Genomic DNA, 17,975 nt, shown 5'->3' on the forward strand with positions numbered 1-17,975 from the left:
CTCCTTCCGTTATATTTTCTCTAAGGGGGTATAGGCAAGGAAAAAGTTCTTTTCCAAAGAACCGAAACGGATTTTGACTTTCCGATTCTTGCCATGCCCGGAAACCCCCAAGACCGTCCCCGGGCCGAACTGAGAATGGCGGATCCTATCTCCTTCCCGGATTTCCGCTTCCTCCCCGAGAGGTTCCGCAGCAGGTTCGAACTCGGAAAAAGAGAAGTCCGAAACCGTTCCCGCGGAGGCCCTAGGAGGTCCTTCCGGCTTTCGAACCCCTTTTTGGGAAACCGTCGATCCGACCCCGAAACATTCCGACGGAATTTCGGACAGGAACCGAGAAGGAATCATGGGTTCCACGCGGCCGAATTTACGGGAATATCTACAATAACTTAGGTTCAGCTTTTTTCCGGCCCGAGTCAAAGCCACATAGAAAAGCCGTCTTTCCTCCTGCTCTCCTTTGGGTTCCTCCAAGCTCATGGTGTGCGGAAAAATCCCTTCTTCCAGACCCGTTAAAAAAACGACCGGAAACTCCAAACCTTTGGCGTTATGAACGGTCATCAGATGCACATAATCCGTAAGCTGCGCCGAATCCTCCTCGGAAGTAAGCAGGCTGATTTGATTCAAATATTCTTCCAAGCTGGGAGAATCCTCCCTCTCCTCGTATTCCACGATGGAATTCACGAATTCTCTTACGTTTTCCAATCTGGAAACGGACTCCTCGTCCTGAGAATTCCTTTCCATGTGTTCCGCCCAGCCGGATCGTGCGAGCACCTCCAAGGCGATTTTGGAAGGCGGCTCTCCCTTTTCCTTCATTTCGATCAGGTCCGAAAAAAGGTGATATAACTCTTTTGCCTTGGTAAAAGCCGCTTTTTTCAACGGCAAGTCGTGGTGCCCCAGGGCTTCCAAAAAAGAAATTCCGCGATCCAGGGAAAACTCGCGCATCTTTTCCAGACTCGCCTCACCTATCCCTCGGGGAGGGTTGTTAACGATCCGTAAAAGGGAAATCGAGTCCATAGGATTGGCGATCACGCTTAAGTAAGCCACCATATCCTTGATTTCCGCCCTATCGAAAAACCGGAAACCTCCGAATATTTTGTACGGAATTCCCGCAGACCTTAAGCCTTCCTCGAAATACCTGGATTGAGCGTTCGTCCTATAAAATATCGCAAATTCCTTATATTCCGCTCCTCTTGCGGACTCCGCCCGAATTTTCCTTACCGCGTCGTAGGCCTCCTCGGTTTCGTTTTCGAATTCGGAAAGACGGATCGGTTCTCCTTCGGAATTATTCGTGAATAATTCCTTTTCCTTTCTATCCGGATTATGTGCGATCACCTTCGAAGCAGCGCGGATGATTCTACTCGTCGACCTGTAATTTTCCTCCAACTTTACCACGAATGCGTCGGGAAAATCCTTTTCGAAGTTCAAGATATTCGTAATGTCGGCCCCTCTCCAGGAATAAATGGACTGATCGTCGTCCCCGACCACACAAAGATTTCCTCTTTCTCCGGCGAGAAGACGAACCAGACGATACTGAACCTTATTCGTATCCTGGTATTCGTCCACCATTACGAATCTCCAACGCTCCTGGTATTTGGTTAGAACCGTCGGATTCTCCTCGAAAAGTCGGACCACTCGTAGGATCAGATCTCCGAAATCGAAGGCTTGGTTTTTTCTTTTCCTAGATTCGTACTCAGAATAGATTTTCACAATCACTTGAGAGCGATGTGAAAAATCCTCTTTGCGTACGTATTCGTCTGCATCCGTCATGGAATCCTTCATCGAGGAAAAAATTCCGACAAGAGTGGAAGGTTTGTATTGTTTCGGATCCTCGTGTAGGTCTTTGACTACCTGCTTCAATAAGGATTCCTGTAACGTAGTATCGTAAACGGTAAATCCGGAGTCGATTCCTAGGGTCGCCGCCTCTCTACGAAGTATGAACAAACAAAGAGAATGGAACGTCTTGACCTGCACGTTCGGAGAAAGGTTCGGCACCAGAGCACGGACCCTTTCCAACATTTCGGCGGCGGCCTTATTCGTAAACGTGAGGGCGCAAATGGAATCCGTCCGGCGATTCAGAATTAGATTCGCGATCCGGTGCGTGATGACTCTCGTCTTGCCGGAGCCGGCTCCCGCGAGAATCAGGACCGGACCGTCCAACTTTTCCACCGCCGACCTCTGCGGTTCGTTTAACCCATCCAGATCCATTCAGAAAGCCGATCCTTAAAAACGGTAGTCTCCAATCCCGAATACGAATTGAAACGCTCGGTCCGATTCGTACCTCTCGAACGGTGCCCAGAAATTCCCGGTAGGCCGAATCTTTTGCGCGAAATACAATCGTAGAGGGAGGACGGGAATTTGGATCCTAAGACCGACACCCCAGGAAAATCTCATCCGTTCTATCGCTAGATTGTCAGCGGAAAGCACCTGATATGCGGGATTATTCAAAGCATCGTAGGATACGTCCGCTTTTTGCCCATTGGACAAATTAAAGTTATTCAACAAATACCAACCGATCGGATTGGAAATCTCCTGTTGAAGAACGTTCTTATCGTAATTCTGTGCATAATCTTTCTTGACTCCGGTGTAACGGTTGACCTGCTCATACATGGCTCCTCCATCCAGGAATATGACCAACCACAATAAACTGGGCTCGATCGGAATACGGATTTCCGAATCGAACAGTACGCGGTGCTGCGCACCGCTCCGCCATTCCACAGGATATTTGGCATCGTTATAGTACCATCCTCTCAATGATTCGTACCCGCCTATGATCAACAAATCCTGGGGACGGATGTACGGATTCTGAACCGGATCTTGGTGACCATATTTCGGAGATCTTTGGAACGTGAACATATTCGAAGTACGAAATTCCTGCACCACTCTCCAGCGGCGCAGGGAGTTGTTACGGATCAGACCTCCGAATGTGAAATCGAACCAAGTATGGTAGTATTCCGCAGTAATCCTGTATTGGTCGAAGTGGGAAGAACCGCCCAAATACTGACCTACGTTATCCACTTGGAGAAGGATATCGTATCCCCTGGTGGGAGCGAATACGTTATCCCGAATATCGAAAGAAATACCGTTCGAAATTTGAGAACGGAATTGCCACCCTTGTCTTACGTTAGCAAGAACCGCATCCGAAACGAGTGCGGTGGGATTCGAATACGAGTAAAAGGCGGGGGTGTACCTGTGAAAGTGGGTCCAGTTCGTAAAGACCCGGTGAGCCAAACCGACTGTGACTCCCAAACCGTTGTTGTCATACGTCGCGTTTTCTGTGGTCGGCGCAGTCGTGCTATTCGATACGTTGATGGTCGAAGTGGAACCCAAGAAAATAGTACGGGAAAAGTAAAATAAGGAGAGAGACAAGGACCAAGGAGTATCGTTCAACCACGGTTCCGTCCAGGAAATCTGGAAAGACCTTCGATAAGGACCAAACTCGATACGGCCGGAAATTTTTTGTCCGGTTCCGTTCAGGTTATTCTCTCCTACTTCGGTAAAAATGGTAAACCCGGTAATCGTTCCGTAACCGCCCCCCATGGAAACGGTTCCCGTAGGTTGCTCCACAACCTCCACCACTAGATTCATCTTGGTGTCGTCCGAACCCGGTCTCATGTTCAGGTTCACTTCCTTGAAATATCCAAGGTTGTGGATTCTCTCGCGGGACCGGTTCACTTTGGCCGAATCGAAAAGGTCTCCCGGTTTGACCAACATTTCCCGGCGAATCACCTTATCTTGGGTCTTCTTATTTCCTTTGATAATGATGTTTTCTATCTTAGCTAGATTATTCTCTCGAATCGTAAAATCCACGTGTACGAATTTACGACCCCGGAGATTCGGACTCCTGGCGTAAAGTTCCCTCAACCGCCTAACGTTCAACTGTTTGTATTCATCCTCGCAGATTTTACGTTCCAGTTCCGATCTTCTAGAATAACAATTCTCGTAATATTGCAGACTCTCTTCGTCCAGAGAGACGATCTTCCTTCTGGGAATCACCTGAGCAAAAATATGTCCTTTGGAACCGTAGAGTTCGTTCACCGAGGAACGGTCCCGCATGAAGATGGATTCGTCGAATATTTGCCCGACTTCCCGTACGCTATAGTCCAAAACCTTTTCGACTTCGTCCAGAGTAAAGAGCGGAACCAATTTGTCCTTCGGCGTGTCCGGTGGGTTCTTTTCCTTATTCAAGAATACCGGTCTTCCCTCATTGTCCAAGGTCATGTCGTGGGAAAGGGTGTATCCGTTAAAATAGTAAACCTGCCCTTCGTACAGCTTTATGTTGACTATGATGACCCTTCTATCCTTCTTTTCCGGGTTTTCCCAATGGATTTCCCAGTTCGTGCCTTCGCGTAAAAGTTCCGAATCAAGGTATCCTTTGCTTCGCATGTATGCCTGGATCGTTTCCTTATCCTTTTCGAATGCGCTTTCCTTAAAGGCTCCTCCCTCGAAGACCCCCTCTTCCTTGAGGTCCATCAGACCCAAAATTTCGGACGTCTCGATCGTTTCGTTTCCGTAGATATTGATTTTAGCGACGGGGATCTCCTCCCCCTCGTCTATGACGAACCGTACTTTCACTAGGTTCGTTTTCGGATCGGGCTTTCCGAGTTCGGCCTTTACGTAAGCCAGAAAAAAACCTTCGTCCCTATATTTTTGTAGAATGAGGTCTCTCGACTTGGAGACTTTCTGCGGCGTGATCACCTCGTTGTCTTTCAGAGGCATCTTATCCCGGAGGTCGGCGGGAAAAACTTCGTCCGCTCCTACGAATTCGATTTCTTTGACTCGCGGTCTTTCCTTTAACTCGATGATAATCCGGACGCCGCCCTCTACGTCTTCGGCTTGGATATCGATGAAATAGAAAAAACCGGACGCGAATAGTGTCTTTAAATCGCGATCCACCATCCCTTTCGTCAGGGCTTTCCCGCGCTTTAATTCGAGCATCGAATCGATATCGGAATCGGAAGTGTTTCGATTTCCTTTAAACGCGACTTCTTTGATCGTCTTACCGAAATAGTCGCTCCTCTTCGAGAGCAACTCGGAAATGTTGCCTGAATAGAAAAGGGAACCCGTCAAAAAGAAGACGGCTAAAAGTTTATTTACGGGAGGTTTACGTTTCAAGTCGCTTAATCAACCTTTACAAATAGGTTCCAAATTCCTCCAAAATAAAGGAAACACCCCCTCTAACCGGGAGTTGAGTCGCTCCGATTTCCAGTTCTCTTATTTTCCTCCGGGTTGACGTACCATGGCGAGATTGAATCTGGTCACCCCAGCTTCATTCACCTTGTCGATTACCTTGACTACCGTCTGGTAATTCGCGCCACCGTCACCGCGGATGATCACTCTATTTTTATTTTGTTCCTTTTTGTCCTTATCCTCGGGACCCATAAACACTTTGATCTTGTCGGTCAATTTCTCCAGAGGAACCGGTTCCGTGTCCTTATCCAGAAAAATTTTACCATCCTTATTGATCGTAATCACCAACTCGTCTTTTTTCTTTTCCTGAGCGGTGCTGGAAGATCTAGGTAATTCTATTTTGATCACGGTAGACTTTTCCAAGGTAGCGTTCATAAGAAAATAAATAACGATAAAGCAGATAACGTCGATCATCGGAGCGAGCTCGATCTGCCCCGGCCTATAAGCGCCGTTTTGACTTCTCCACTTTTTGAATCGCATCGTTACTTCAGGTACCTAAGCGCCTGCTCGGAAAGAGTTTCCATTTCGGAGATCGCATCGTCTTTTCTTTTCTGAAAGAAGTTATTAAAGACATAGGCGGGGATAGCCACTGCCAATCCCATTGCGGTAGTAATCAACGCCTCGCTGATCCCTACCTCGGCACCTTTCGTTCCCGATCCTTCCGCAAAAGAACGGATGATTCCCACTACCGTACCAAGGACTCCAAGCAAAGGGGCGATGGTTGCAATGGTTGCCAAGGCGGAGAGAAATTTATCCATGCGCTGGATCTGGCTCAATCCCTGGCTCAAAATTTCATCCTCTACAGAGGAAGTTTTCCTCTGAAACTGGGCAATGGCGGCCTGGATCACTTGAGAAGAAGGACCTTGGCTTAGGTTGCGAAGCAAATCCGATGCAGAATCGTAATTCTTTTCGGTCAGCAGATCTTTGACTCTTCTCCATTCATCGGGAGAAAGGGCCTTCCAACGCGAAAAAAAGATCAATCTTTCTATAATAATAGTGAACCCGATGATGGACACAAGTAAAATCAAAATCGGGATCGTTTCTGGCGGAATAATGGATACCAGAGAATCGGTTTTGGCAAGAATCATTGTCGGTCAAGCTTCTCCAGGGAGTAGGGTTTCTGACTCGGCTGTTGCTGCCAAACGATTTTTAGAAGGAATGCTTCCTTTTTACCGGGAAGCACCCCGGGTTCCAATCATTAGGAAACGGTTCAATTATACCGCTTTCTTTTTGAGCAACTCCTTCGCATGGTCAAGGGCTCCCCGCGAAACATTCTGACCCGAAATCATCCGAGCAAGTTCCAAGGTTCTTTCCTCCATCCCCAAAAATTCCGCTTCCGACAAAGTCCTGCCATCCGTGATACGCTTACTTACCTTTAAGTGGTGGTCCGCGGCAGCGGCGATTTGTTGCAAATGAGTAACAAGAAGGATCTGATGAGTCTTTGACAAAGTGCGCAGTTTTTTCGCCACATCCATAGCGATTTCTCCGCCCAAACCGGAATCGACCTCGTCGAAGACCAAAACTTTTCCATCATAATTAGATCCTAATACGCTTTTGATTGCCAACATCACCCGGGACATTTCTCCTCCGGAGGCGATTTTGCGTAAGGGCCTAGGCTTCTCTCCTGGATTCGGACTAAAGTAGAACTCGGCCTGGTCCAGTCCGCTCTCATTGACTAAATAGGATTTCCCCTGGGATTCCACTTCTCCTTCCACGCTCGATTCCCATCGAAGTACGACTTGGATTCCTGCTCCGGGCATTCCCAATGCTTCCAACTCGGATTTTAATCTAGGCTCAAACCTTCCGAGAGATTCCCTTCTCGCTTTGGAAAGCTGCATACACAATTGGGCCAATTTTTCCGTGGCCTTTTTCTTTTCTCTCTCTAAGGACTCCTTGGATTCCATGTTCTGCGCGAGGGCCTCCAATTCGTTTTCCGCGTTTCGTTTGGAAAGCAAAACCTCCTGAATGCTTCCTCCGTATTTTTTCTTCAATTTTTGGATCAGATCCAAACGACCTTGTACATGCGCCAATCTGTCCGGAGAAAAATAAATTTCATCCTTTTGATCCTGCACACTCGTATTGATCTCCCTTAAAGTAACGTATACTTCTCTCAACGTGCCTTCTAGATCCGCATAATCCGGGTGGATTCCCTTCATCTTTTCCGCGGCGATCAAAATTCTAGAAAAGGAACTCAAAACGGAATCTTCCGTTTCGGAAAGCAATCCGGTAATGATCTCCAAATTTTCCGACAATCTCTCTCCGTGGGACAAGAGGCTTTCTTCTTTCCGCAATTCCTCCTCTTCTCCCTCCTTCAAATTCGCGGATTGGATTTCCTCGATTTGGTATTGTAGAATTTCTTTTTTTCGATTTCTATCCCCGTGACTCGCTTCCAATTCTTCTAAACGCTTTCGAAGGCTCCGGTACGTCAGAAACGATTCTCGGACCTCTGAGCGAATGGAATATAAATTCCCGAAGGAATCCAGAATATCCAGCTGTTGGCTCTTATCTAAAAGAAGGATTTGGTCGTTTTGGTTATGTACTTCTGCAAGCAATTCCCCCAATCCCCGCAATACCTGAACAGCCGCCAAGGAATGGTTGATGAGAATCTTGGATTTTCCGTCCCGAGAAAATTCCTTTCTCAAAACCAATTCCGTCCCCGATCCGACGATCCCCTTTTCCGCCAACCATTGCCGGGCGGAAAGATTTCCGCCGAGATCCCAAACGGCTTCCAGCACGTATTTTTCGGCGCCGGTACGAATATCCATGGCGTTACTTTTGCCACCTAACAGAGAAGAAATCGCATCCAGCAAAAGAGACTTACCGGAACCGGTTTCTCCCGTAATCGCGGTAAAACCATTCCGAAAATCGATATATGCGGATTCTATCAAGGCGAAATCACGGATCGAAAGCATCTGTAGCATAGAAAATACCTACTCAATTAATAAGTAATCATAAGTATATGTTCGCCGATTTTTTCAACTATTTTTTTGTATAGTATAAAAAATTCCCCCCATCTACGCCCGATCGGGAGTAAAATCCTTTCGGAGGAAAAACCTCTCCCTTTCGGCCAAAACGGAGAGAACTCGAAAACGAATTTCGGAGAGATCGACTTCCTTTCTCCCCTACTTTAGAAAAAGAAATTTTCTAAGAGAATTTTCTAGAATGGCGAAACCAGGATTTTTGATTGCATGAATCCGGGAAACCGGAAGACTGGGCCCTGATCCTCCCGCCCTGAAGGACGAGCATGGCCAAAAGCTTCAAACATTTAGACGCCCAGCTCAGTGATTATATCCTAAATCGATCCCGAATTTCCGTTCAATCCTCCCGGATGAACGCAAAATTAGAAAAATACGTTCTCAGAATATTAACGGAAGTCTTGGAAAAAGTCGGCCAGTCTCGTTACATAGAGATGCTCTATACAATCACGAAAGAAATGGCCATCAACGGAGTCAAAGCCAATCAGAAAAGGATCTTTTTCGAAGATTTGGGGTTGGACATACGGAATCCGGATCATTACGACCGAGCCTTGTCCCAATTTAAGGAGAATTTCTCCGAAAAAATGGCGGATGAATACGGGAAGCGTTGCCTCGCCCGAGGAGTGTTCGTAAAAATCAACGTGGTTTACGGCGAAGACGGCCTCGTAGTGGAAGTGATCAATAATACTCCCGTGATCGACGCGGAAGAAGCCCGGATGCGGGAAAAGATGAAAAAGGCCATGGGATACAACGATATCGCCGAGTTCTACATGGACAATATGGACAATACGGAAGGCGCCGGACTCGGAATCGCTCTCATTATGATTCTATTGAAGAGCGAAAATATCGATCCGAACCTATTTCGGATCCAGACCCAAGCCGCCGAAACCGTAGCAAGGGTGGAAATCCCGTTTAACGACAAATATATCTCAATTCGAAGCAAGGAAATCAATCAAGTTGGAAATCACAGGTAAAACGGCCGTTATCACCGGCTCGGCCGGAGGCTTAGGCAAAGCGATGGCCGAACATTTCGCGAAATTGGGGGCCAATATCGTTCTATCCGACATTTCGGAGGAGAAACTGGAGGAAGCCCGAAAAGACATCGTCTCCCTCGGAGTCAAGGCCATCGCCGTCAAGACAGACGTATCCAAAGAGCAGGATGCGGAAGCCTTGATGCAGAAAGCGGTTTCCACGTTCGGTAGTCTGGACATAGCGGTCTTGAATGCAGGAATCCTTCGCGACGGTCTTTTGGTGAAAGTAGACAAGCAAACCGGCAAGGTAGCGTCTAAACTTTCCCTTGCCAACTGGCAATCCGTCATCGATGTGAATCTAACGGGCGTCTTTCTGACGGGAAGAGAGGCAGCAGCTCAGATGATCGACTCCGGATCCAAAGGAGTGATTATTCCGATCTCTTCCGTAGCAATGCACGGAAATCCAGGCCAAACGAATTATTCCGCCGCAAAAGCGGGAGTGGCTGCCATGACGAAATTATGGGCTCGCGAATTAAGCCGCTTCGGAATCAGAGTGGCGGGTATCGCACCCGGTTTCATCGCCACCGAAATGGTAATGAAGGACATGAACCCGGAAGCGTTAAAAAAATGGGAAGCTCAAATTCCGATCGGAAGATTGGGCAAGCCAGAAGAAATCGCAGAAACGGCCGCCTTTATCGCCAGGAACGAACTCGTGGATGGAGTCGTCCTGGAAATTTCCGGCGGCGTCAAAATCTAAAACCGCCTAACGGAGAACGGCCGGATATTCGATTCCGGCCGTCCCTCTTTCCCCGAACTCCCTTATCTCTTCAGAATATACTAATTTTATACGACCGAAAGGCTACGATATCCGAAACACGAGCCTGGAATTTCCAAAAATCATTCATAAGGTATATATAATTCCATAATATTCGAATTTTTTCGAGGAGTACATTCGAATAGAATATTAATGTAAACTTTTAACCACGTAATTCCATAAAAATATCATAATTTTCACAATTGGACATAAGGACAAAAAACGACCCCTAAGGCCGGAAATCCTTGAAAAAAAGCGAGTATCGTTTATGATGGATCAAACATTATAGAAGGAAAAAAAATGGCAGCCCAAAAGTTAGAAATCAAGAAAGCCCACCTGGACTCGACCATCCGCGGATTAAAAGCCGTAGCCCATCCCGATAGATTGAAAATTCTATTGTATTTATCGAAAAAAGAACATAGCGTAGGAGAGCTAGTGGACGCACTGGGAATCAGCCAGTCGGCAGCTTCTCAACACTTAAGCAAAATGAAAGAAGCAGGATACTTAGGAAGCAAGAAGGTGTCGAACCAAGTCTTCTATTCCATTAAGGATCAAAAGTTCAAGAGCTTCGCGAAGTCTTTACTTCAGATTTTTTCCAAGTAATCTCTTCGATCCGAGAGGGGGCTCGGCGGCGGTCCCCCTCTTATTCTCCTTCCGATCTTAATAGCTGCACATAATCGGCGATTGCCGTCTTTAAGTCCGTAAAGCCTTCCACATATCCCGTCCCCATTAGTTTAGAAGATTCTGATTTTGTAAAATACTGATACTTTGCCCTTAAGCTTTCCGGCATTTCTATGAATTCGATTTTCGGAGTCCGATCCAAAGCCGCAAACAGGGAATTCGCCAAATCCACCCAAGTTTCCGCGATTCCTCGTCCTACATTGTACAGACCGAAATGATCTCCAAAAATCAGATGAATCGTTATTTTGGCCGCATCCTTGACGTACAGAAAATCCCGTTTCTGTTCTCCATCCGCATAGTCGGGCCTATAGGACTTGAAAAGCCGGATCTTCCCCTCCGAAAGAATCTGCTCATATCCTTTCAGAACCACGGATCTCATATCTCCCTTATGTCCCTCTCCGAAACCGAACACGTTGAAATATTTTACGCCAGTGATTTTAGATAAAAACCTCTTTTTTTGGGCGTACAGATCGAACATGTGTTTCGAGTAACCGTACATGTTCAAGGGTCTCAATTCCTCTATCGAAGCCTGGTCATCGTAACCGTATTTTCCGTCTCCGTAAGTGGCGGCGGAAGAAGCATACAAAAACCGGACACTATGTGCCAGGCAGGCTTCCGCTAAAATTTTGGTGTATTCGAAATTGTTTCGAATCAGATAGGACGCGTCCGATTCCGTAGTGGAGGAACAGGCGCCGAGATGGAGAACATGGGTAAAGCCTTTCGGAAATTGGCCGGCTTCCAGTTTCTTCAGAAAAACGTCCTTTTCTAAATAATCCTCATAGGAAAGATCTCGAAGGTTTTTCCATTTTATGGAATCTCCGAGATGGTCCACGATCAGGATATTGTCCACTCCTCTCTCGTTCAATAATCGGACTAGATTGCTCCCGATCAATCCTGCTCCGCCGGTAACAATGACTCGAATCTTAGACATGGGTTCCATTGGATTCTAGCGAACGTAGAAGTCTACCAAATCTATTCTCCACTCGCTTGGCGACATCCGGATCGGACTTTAAAACTTCCGGATACCAATCCTTCATTCGCGCATCGATAACGATCGGGCCGGAAAAGGAAAGATGGTTTCGGATGACTTCCCGCTTTCCATAGATATCTCCGGCGGGCTCGAATCGGGTGAAAACGTTCCAAATAAAATCGTGATCCGAAGCAACAGCCTCTTCGGAATTGTCCACAAGAAACACGAAAACGAATCCGCGGATTGCTTCCTCTTTGAGTAATAACTCCGGCAACTTGTCCCCTCTCTTGTACGCAACTCCCGAAACCACCAACGCCCCCGGGCAGTACACTTTCGGATTTTTGAATTTAGAACTTTTCAAAGAGACTCCGATCCTGGACTTTAGCGTCTTCTGATTTCGGCCCACTCCCAATAGAACCGCTTTGCTTCCGCGGTTCACTTCCGGTCCGGTATAGTCCAAAGTGTCCTGTGATATGTTGGAGAAGACATGCAGATCCGTTTCCGGACGGAATCCTTCCAACACGGCGGAAAAGACCTTTTTAAAATCCTTCAGCGGCACGTCCTTGTCCGTCACCAAAAGCACTTTCGTTAGGGAAAGCTGGCCTTCTCCTAAAATCCGTAAGGCGCCCATGAAGGCTTCCTTTTCGTATCTTTCCTTAACGATTGCCGCGGCGAGAGAATGCACTCCGGATTCTTCGTATGCCCAAACTCCCTTTACCTGGGGCATAACGATCGGAAAAAGCGGAGAAAGTAGATCCTGTAAATATTCCGCGATCCAATGGTCTTCCTGAGGAGGTCGGCCTACGACGGTGGCCGGCCATACCGCATCCTTTCTCCGGAAGATCCGCTCCACTTCAAAAACGGGATAGTCGTGTTTCAACGCGTAATATCCGTAATGGTCCCCGAAAGGACCTTCCGGCTTTCGGATCTTCGGAGGAATTTTTCCGATCAAAGCGAAATCCGCATCGGAAACGATGGGCAAAGGGCTGATCTCCCTTTTTCTGGAAATTCTCAACCTTTCTCCCAATAATAAGGAGGCTAGCAAAAACTCGCTGATCTCCTCGGGTAAGGGCGCCACTGCCGCGATGGTCAGTGCGGGCGGACCTCCTACATACACATGAGCCGGCAGTGCCTCGCCTCTTTGCTCCGCTTCGAAATAATGGAATCCTCCTCCCCGGTGGATTTGGATATGCATGCCTGTCAGCTTGGGACCGTGAAATTGGATACGGTACATCCCCAGATTTCCCTTTCCCGTGCTCGGACTTTCCGTATAAACCAGGGGTAAGGTGATGAAGCGTCCCGCATCTTTCGGCCAGGATTGGATTGCAGGAAGATTTTCCAAAGAAGTCTCTTCCGCTTCAAGTACCGGGGGATCCGAGATCCTGCGCAGACCGATTTTTAAGGCGGCCCAGGCCAGAGATCTTGCCTCCCAAACCTTTCCGAAACTGGGCGGCATTAAGTGCTTGGCAGTGTGAGCAATCCTCGCTACGAATTTTTCCGGATCCTCGCCAAAGGCGATACGAATCCTCCTGGAAGATCCGTACAAATTCGTGGCGACCGGAATTTTGGAACCGATTACATTACGGAATAATAATGCAGGCCCCCTACGCGCGACAACCCTTCTCTGAATTTCCGCGATTTCCAGGATAGGATCGACCGGATCCGTGATTTCCAACAATTCCCCTTGCCGGGATAATTCCCGTAAAAAATCGGAGGTGGACCTCAGGCTCATTCTTCTCTCCTATTTTTCGACAGATTTTTTCCACGGGAGATTCCTGGCAGTTCTCCTTCGGAAACGGACAAAGCTCTTCGGATTTTCTTCGCTACGGAAGAGGGAAATCCGTTTTCCAAATCCGCCCAGCTGCACCATTTCCATTCTACGCCGAACTCTTTTTTTTCGCGCAATAATCGCTCCTCCAGCCTGCGAGCCTCGTCGGAACCTAGGACGGATTCCCAAATCGAGCCGCGAATTTTATGGTGTGTGATCGTATGTTTGAATTCGGAACCCGTATTCGAAAATTCGATTCCTAGATCGATGTTCGGATCCGGATCGTACGGAGAATCTCCTTCCCAATCGAAAGGAAGGGAAAAGATCGTCTTGAAAAATCGCCTCTCCGAATATCGTAAAAGTAAGATCCCTTCCGGAGCTCGTACGATTAAAAAACGCATTCCTAGGGGAATTTCCCGAGCTTTCTTTTCCGGAACGGGAATTTCGTTCTGAGCTCCTTCTCGGAAAGCACGGCAATCCTGCGATAGAGGACACTGTGCGCATAGGGGTCGGGCCGGGAGACAGATTCTCGCCCCCAACTCCATTACGGCTTCATTATGGTCTCCCGCGTGTTTCCTATCTAAAAAACGGTCCGCGATTTCCTGGAGAATCGAATCCGACTTGGAAATATTTCCCCGAAATAAGAAGAATCTAGAAAGGACTCTCTTGGCGTTCCCGTCCAAAACGGCAAAGGGAAGATTGTAGGAGATGGATAGGACCGCTCTTCCCGTGTATGGCCCGATTCCCGGAAGAGAAAGGGCGGATTCCAAAGTGCGCGGAAAAACTCCGTCGAATTCCTGGACCAGCTTCCGCATTCCTTTTTGCAGATTTTTTGCGCGGGAATAATACCCGAGCCCTTTCCAATATTGCAGGACCTCCTCTTCCTCCGCATGAGCCAAATCGGAAGGAGTCGGGAAACGCTTTAAAAAAGCTTCATAGATCGGAATCATGGCCGCCACTCTGGTTTGTTGCAGCATCACTTCGCTGACCCAAGTAGAATAAGGAGTGCGATTCCTACGAAAGGGAAGATCTCTTTTTTCCCGAAAAAACCAATCCCTCAGTTTTTTTTCGGACCTTTGGATCGAATCTAGGTCCCCGATTTCTCCACGGGTAGGATCGAAGGTGGAAGTCTCCATGATTTCCTCCCATTGGAAGTTTCTGGGAACTCAGGAAAAGGAGTTTTTTCAGAAATTTCCCGGATTCGAATCAGCTAGAGGCGCGAGGAAACGATTCCGAGCGAAGGGTTTTCCAGTTTCTCCGAAATTGAGAATAAGAAATCCGATTCACCGAGCTGTCCCGAAACAAGGAATCGAATTCCTGTTCCGAGATCGTTTCCAAAGATTCGATTTTATTTCTGAAAAAATCACGAACCTTCAGTTCCGGCAACTCCGTCTCCAGTCCTTTCTTCTTGGCCTTCACTCGATTCCAAGGACAAACCTCTTGGCATATATCGCAACCGTACACCCAACCGTGCAACCCCTGCACCGACGGAGATCTATCTTCTATGGTTTTATAAGAAATGCATTTGCGGGCGTCTATTTTGTATGCCTCCAAGGCTCCGGTAGGACAGGCTCTGAGGCAAGCATCGCAGGTGCCGCAACGATCCTTTGCCGGAAGAGAAGCGATTCGTAAAGGAACGTCCGTCAATACCACCGTTAGGAAAAAGAAAGAACCGATCTCCTCATTGATCAGATTCGTATTCTTTCCGATCCATCCTAATCCTGCCTCTCGAGCGAGGACCTTTTCCGGAACCGGGAGAGAATCCACACCTTGCCGAAAGGAATGATTCGGAAAGGTTCGTTTCAGAAAATCCAGGATCTCTTTTGCTTTTCGCCTCAAGACGGTATGATAGTCTTCCCCGACCGCATAGCGGGAAAATCGGAACGGAGACTCTCCGAAGATCGCTTCATATTCGGAATCGGAATATAAGGAAGCGAAGACCAATACGGATTCCGGACGAAATCCGAGTCCGGAGAACTCCAGACGAAGTTGCATATTCCTAGGGTACCAATCCATGCCTCCGTGCAGGTCGGAATTCACCCATTCCAAGATATTTTCCCGATCGGAATCCGGAACCTTCGCCTTTGCTGCTCCGCAAAGTTGGAAACCGTTTTTACGCGAAAGGGATTCCAATTCGGATAGAAGTTCTTTACTTTCCAGAATCACAGGGGTTCCATCCAATTATGGCTTCGGAAAAAGAAGAACCGGATTCTTCCCTCACCGTTTTCAGCGGTCGTATTCCGATCAAAGATCTTCTTCTTGCCGCTAAGGAAGCGGGTGTAGAAATTCCGAAAGGAGAAAAGGCACTACTGAACCGATGCCTTCTCGCCGGACTTGTCGGCGCTCTAAAGGGATTTTCGGAAAGAGGATTGTCCCCCTTCCTGCCGAAACACAAAACGATTTTCCCGGAAATCAAAAAGGAACTCACAGAAGCTTTCTCCCAACGCACCACGCAGGAATCCGAAGCTAACGAATGGCTGCGCGAATCCTTCGAGTACGGCACAAAGAAAGTATACCACTTGGAATGGAAATTATACTCCTCCCAAGAACTTTTTTAAATCCTATACTGCAAAGAATATGATCGCCGAAAAGGAAACTAGAACCACCGCTTCCAAAAGCCCCGCTCCGAAATTTTGGTCGTCCGAAATTTCATGCTTCAAGGTGGAACCCGGAAGGATCACCCTGCCTGCCAAGAAATGAAGAACGGGAATGATGAAGAATGCGAATGCCAGATCCAACAAAAGTAGAAGCCCCGTATGAAAAAAGGATTCGAATTCCCGGAATAGAGCCCGGGTCAGCAGGATTCCGATGGCAAGGAGAGCCCCCGCCATGGAAATTCCCGCTGCCACGTTTTGTTTCGATTCCAGCTCTTCCTTGATTCTGTAGGGAATCCAAATTTTATAATAAAACGAAAAAAGGATCATTCCGATCTGCCCGATCAGAAAGAAAGCGAGGGACAAAATCGCTCCGATCAAAGTCTTTTCCCACAAGGGAGAAAGGGCCAATCCTAGACCGTTCGGAAATACCTTGCTGCCTATATCCCCGTTCAATGCCGCCGAAATAAAGAAGGAACTCGCGATCGTTCCGCCGAACAATACGGTGCCGACGGCCAAGTTTTTGTTTTCGTAAATCTCTTCTTGGGCATCGATTCCGGTCAGAATAAATGTATCATTTACCCACTGGGAAATCAGCAAAAGGACCAATCCCAAGAGGGAATATGCGGTAACCTGGATGACGTCTCCGAAAAGCCCCGTGCCGTCCCCCGGATGGGATACGATCGTGACGAACAAAATGATGATTCCTAAATAGTATCCGGAAAGGCTTAGGGCCAATGCCCCGTTATCGGAACGGACCAACTCCTCGTCCAATTCTCTAGGTTCCAACCAGTCTTTTACTTTTTTGCCTATGTAAAATACGAGGAATCCCAGAACGAAAAAAACGAGATCCTTTCCGATTAAGGAAAGATATTTCCAGATAAAATCCATGCCCTCCAAGATACTATGGAAGGGTTAAAATTTCATAGCCTTTTTCGGTGACTAAAACCGTATGCTCGAATTGGGCGGACCATTTTCCGTCCTTCGTGGTCACCGTCCAACCGTCTTTTTTGGAGAAATTCACTTCCCAGGTTCCTAGGTTGACCATGGGCTCGACGGTGAAAGTCATTCCAGGTTCCAACTTCGTCAATTTACGATTCGAGCGAAAATGGGGAACCTGAGGTTCCTCGTGAAACCCACGTCCTATGCCATGCCCCATCAAATCTCGGACGATTCCATAACCTTTTGGAGTCAGATAATCGTCGATCGCATTTGCGATATCGCTCACTCGATTCCCCGGCTTGACTTGCTCGATTCCGATCCACATGGACCGTTCCGCATCTTGGACCAAGCGTTCCACTTCTGCAGAACTTTTGCCGCCGACGATAAAAGTACGCGATGAATCCCCGTGATACCCTTCCATAATAGGGGTCACGTCCACGTTTACGATATCACCTTCCTTCAGGATATCCGTTGCCTTCGGGATACCATGACAGACGACTTCGTTTATGGAGGTACAGACTGATTTCGGAAAACCCTTATAACCGAGAGGAGCTGATTTCGCTCCGTGTTTCTTCGTGAATTCCTCACAAAGATCGTTAATTTCCAAAGTACTAATTCCGGGACGAATGTACCCGGAAATGTACTCCAAAAGTCCGGCGGCTAGTTTTCCGGCCGCCCTCATTTTCTCGATTTCAGTCTTATTCTTGATGTAGATCAAGAATGCTTAGAAGTCGGTGGGTCGAACCGTCGTACGTTTATTCGCCTCGGTCCGTTTCAGGGCATCGTCAATCAGAGCGTAAAGCTTCTCATTCAAACCGTCGACAGCGTCTCCCGAGGTCATAAAACCTTTGGATTTAATATAGGCTTTTACCTTGCTTGCGACGATGAGGGTATCCTTTTCAGCGCTTTGAGCCATGGAATTCTTCCTCTTAACAGTAGTTTTCTTTTTTTGTACCATATCGAAATGCTACGGGAGCTTTCTCCTTTTCTTTCCGAATTTTTCGGAACGTATCTCGGTTATACGGAGATACGTTTCCAAACGCCTCGAAAAAAGGAATCATTTTCGTTAAAAGATACGC

Annotated in this window: 16 protein-coding genes; 4 read left to right on the plus strand and 12 right to left on the minus strand. The window is 47.5% G+C overall.

The window, feature by feature from the left end; all coding sequences use genetic code 11:
- Window positions 1-9 precede the first annotated feature (9 nt).
- From EHO60_RS16410 to recN, 5 genes are all read right to left on the minus strand, one after another.
- Window positions 10-2,199: an ATP-dependent helicase gene (locus tag EHO60_RS16410; protein WP_135769303.1), complete on the minus strand. Its 2,190-nt coding sequence runs from the start codon at window positions 2,197-2,199 to the stop codon at window positions 10-12.
- Between the two features lie 15 nt (window positions 2,200-2,214).
- A complete protein-coding gene (locus tag EHO60_RS16415) occupies window positions 2,215-5,106 on the minus strand; it encodes a BamA/OMP85 family outer membrane protein (RefSeq protein WP_135769304.1) in 2,892 nt (963 codons plus the stop codon).
- Between the two features lie 99 nt (window positions 5,107-5,205).
- Complete coding sequence (locus EHO60_RS16420) at window positions 5,206-5,661, minus strand: ExbD/TolR family protein (protein WP_135769305.1); 456 nt, start codon at window positions 5,659-5,661, stop codon at window positions 5,206-5,208.
- Between the two features lie 2 nt (window positions 5,662-5,663).
- Window positions 5,664-6,269, minus strand: coding sequence for a MotA/TolQ/ExbB proton channel family protein (locus tag EHO60_RS16425; RefSeq protein ID WP_135769306.1), 606 nt, complete (start codon window positions 6,267-6,269; stop codon window positions 5,664-5,666).
- 126 nt (window positions 6,270-6,395) lie between these two features.
- Window positions 6,396-8,102 carry a DNA repair protein RecN gene (gene recN, locus EHO60_RS16430; protein WP_135769307.1) on the minus strand — a complete coding sequence of 569 codons (1,707 nt, stop codon included), beginning with the start codon at window positions 8,100-8,102 and terminating at the stop codon, window positions 6,396-6,398.
- Between the two features lie 323 nt (window positions 8,103-8,425).
- Here recN and EHO60_RS16435 point away from each other — a divergent pair, with 323 nt between their 5' ends.
- The 3 genes from EHO60_RS16435 to EHO60_RS16445 all read left to right on the plus strand — a co-directional run bounded on the left by EHO60_RS16435 (window position 8,426) and on the right by EHO60_RS16445 (window position 10,544).
- Entirely contained in the window at window positions 8,426-9,130 is a 705-nt protein-coding gene (locus EHO60_RS16435; RefSeq protein WP_135769308.1) for a histidine kinase, read from the plus strand.
- Entirely contained in the window at window positions 9,114-9,884 is a 771-nt protein-coding gene (locus EHO60_RS16440; RefSeq protein ID WP_135769309.1) for an SDR family NAD(P)-dependent oxidoreductase, read from the plus strand. Before EHO60_RS16435 ends, EHO60_RS16440 begins: the two co-directional genes overlap by 17 nt.
- Before the next feature lie 357 nt (window positions 9,885-10,241).
- On the plus strand, window positions 10,242-10,544 hold the full coding sequence (locus EHO60_RS16445) for an ArsR/SmtB family transcription factor (RefSeq protein WP_010419051.1): 303 nt from the start codon (window positions 10,242-10,244) through the stop codon (window positions 10,542-10,544).
- 40 nt (window positions 10,545-10,584) lie between these two features.
- Here EHO60_RS16445 and rfaD read toward each other — a convergent pair whose 3' ends face one another.
- The 4 genes from rfaD to queG form a co-directional block, all read right to left on the minus strand.
- Window positions 10,585-11,553, minus strand: a complete 969-nt coding sequence (gene rfaD, locus EHO60_RS16450) for an ADP-glyceromanno-heptose 6-epimerase (protein WP_135769310.1) — start codon at window positions 11,551-11,553, stop codon at window positions 10,585-10,587.
- Window positions 11,546-13,324: a UbiD family decarboxylase gene (locus tag EHO60_RS16455; protein ID WP_135769311.1), complete on the minus strand. Its 1,779-nt coding sequence runs from the start codon at window positions 13,322-13,324 to the stop codon at window positions 11,546-11,548. The genes rfaD and EHO60_RS16455 overlap by 8 nt, the downstream gene beginning before the upstream one ends.
- Window positions 13,321-14,496, minus strand: a complete 1,176-nt coding sequence (locus EHO60_RS16460) for an A/G-specific adenine glycosylase (protein WP_135769312.1) — start codon at window positions 14,494-14,496, stop codon at window positions 13,321-13,323. The genes EHO60_RS16455 and EHO60_RS16460 overlap by 4 nt, the downstream gene beginning before the upstream one ends.
- 70 nt (window positions 14,497-14,566) lie before the next feature.
- Window positions 14,567-15,523 (minus strand): tRNA epoxyqueuosine(34) reductase QueG, encoded by a 957-nt coding sequence (gene queG, locus EHO60_RS16465; RefSeq protein WP_167880253.1) that lies wholly within the window; start codon window positions 15,521-15,523, stop codon window positions 14,567-14,569.
- Window positions 15,524-15,543: 20 nt separating this feature from the next.
- Between queG and EHO60_RS16470 the strand changes: the two genes are divergently transcribed.
- The gene (locus EHO60_RS16470) at window positions 15,544-15,918 is read left to right on the plus strand and encodes an LIC_11502 family protein (RefSeq protein WP_135769314.1); all 375 of its coding nucleotides are present in this window, start codon (window positions 15,544-15,546) and stop codon (window positions 15,916-15,918) included.
- A gap of 3 nt (window positions 15,919-15,921) precedes the next feature.
- On the opposite strand, the gene EHO60_RS16475 is transcribed toward EHO60_RS16470, so the two are convergent.
- From EHO60_RS16475 to EHO60_RS16485, 3 genes are read right to left on the minus strand one after another with little or no spacing between them, the layout of a single operon-like run.
- Window positions 15,922-16,845 (minus strand): DUF350 domain-containing protein, encoded by a 924-nt coding sequence (locus tag EHO60_RS16475; RefSeq protein ID WP_135769315.1) that lies wholly within the window; start codon window positions 16,843-16,845, stop codon window positions 15,922-15,924.
- Between the two features lie 13 nt (window positions 16,846-16,858).
- The gene (map, locus tag EHO60_RS16480) at window positions 16,859-17,614 is read right to left on the minus strand and encodes a type I methionyl aminopeptidase (protein WP_135769316.1); all 756 of its coding nucleotides are present in this window, start codon (window positions 17,612-17,614) and stop codon (window positions 16,859-16,861) included.
- 6 nt (window positions 17,615-17,620) lie between these two features.
- Complete coding sequence (locus EHO60_RS16485; protein WP_010419029.1) at window positions 17,621-17,854, minus strand: hypothetical protein; 234 nt, start codon at window positions 17,852-17,854, stop codon at window positions 17,621-17,623.
- Between the last annotated feature and the right edge of the window lie 121 nt (window positions 17,855-17,975).

The organism is Leptospira fletcheri (assembly GCF_004769195.1).
Classification (GTDB): Bacteria; Spirochaetota; Leptospiria; order Leptospirales; family Leptospiraceae; genus Leptospira_B; species Leptospira_B fletcheri.

Coding starts and splice junctions, on each gene's coding strand:
- EHO60_RS16410 (WP_135769303.1), bottom strand. CDS start 2,199: ATGGATCTGGATGGGTTAAACGAACCGCAGAGGTCGGCGGTGGAAAAG.
- EHO60_RS16420 (WP_135769305.1), bottom strand. CDS start 5,661: ATGCGATTCAAAAAGTGGAGAAGTCAAAACGGCGCTTATAGGCCGGGG.
- EHO60_RS16425 (WP_135769306.1), bottom strand. CDS start 6,269: ATGATTCTTGCCAAAACCGATTCTCTGGTATCCATTATTCCGCCAGAA.
- recN (WP_135769307.1), bottom strand. CDS start 8,102: ATGCTACAGATGCTTTCGATCCGTGATTTCGCCTTGATAGAATCCGCA.
- EHO60_RS16435 (WP_135769308.1), top strand. CDS start 8,426: ATGGCCAAAAGCTTCAAACATTTAGACGCCCAGCTCAGTGATTATATC.
- EHO60_RS16445 (WP_010419051.1), top strand. CDS start 10,242: ATGGCAGCCCAAAAGTTAGAAATCAAGAAAGCCCACCTGGACTCGACC.
- rfaD (WP_135769310.1), bottom strand. CDS start 11,553: ATGTCTAAGATTCGAGTCATTGTTACCGGCGGAGCAGGATTGATCGGG.
- EHO60_RS16455 (WP_135769311.1), bottom strand. CDS start 13,324: ATGAGCCTGAGGTCCACCTCCGATTTTTTACGGGAATTATCCCGGCAA.
- EHO60_RS16460 (WP_135769312.1), bottom strand. CDS start 14,496: ATGGAGACTTCCACCTTCGATCCTACCCGTGGAGAAATCGGGGACCTA.
- EHO60_RS16470 (WP_135769314.1), top strand. CDS start 15,544: ATGGCTTCGGAAAAAGAAGAACCGGATTCTTCCCTCACCGTTTTCAGC.
- EHO60_RS16475 (WP_135769315.1), bottom strand. CDS start 16,845: ATGGATTTTATCTGGAAATATCTTTCCTTAATCGGAAAGGATCTCGTT.
- EHO60_RS16485 (WP_010419029.1), bottom strand. CDS start 17,854: ATGGTACAAAAAAAGAAAACTACTGTTAAGAGGAAGAATTCCATGGCT.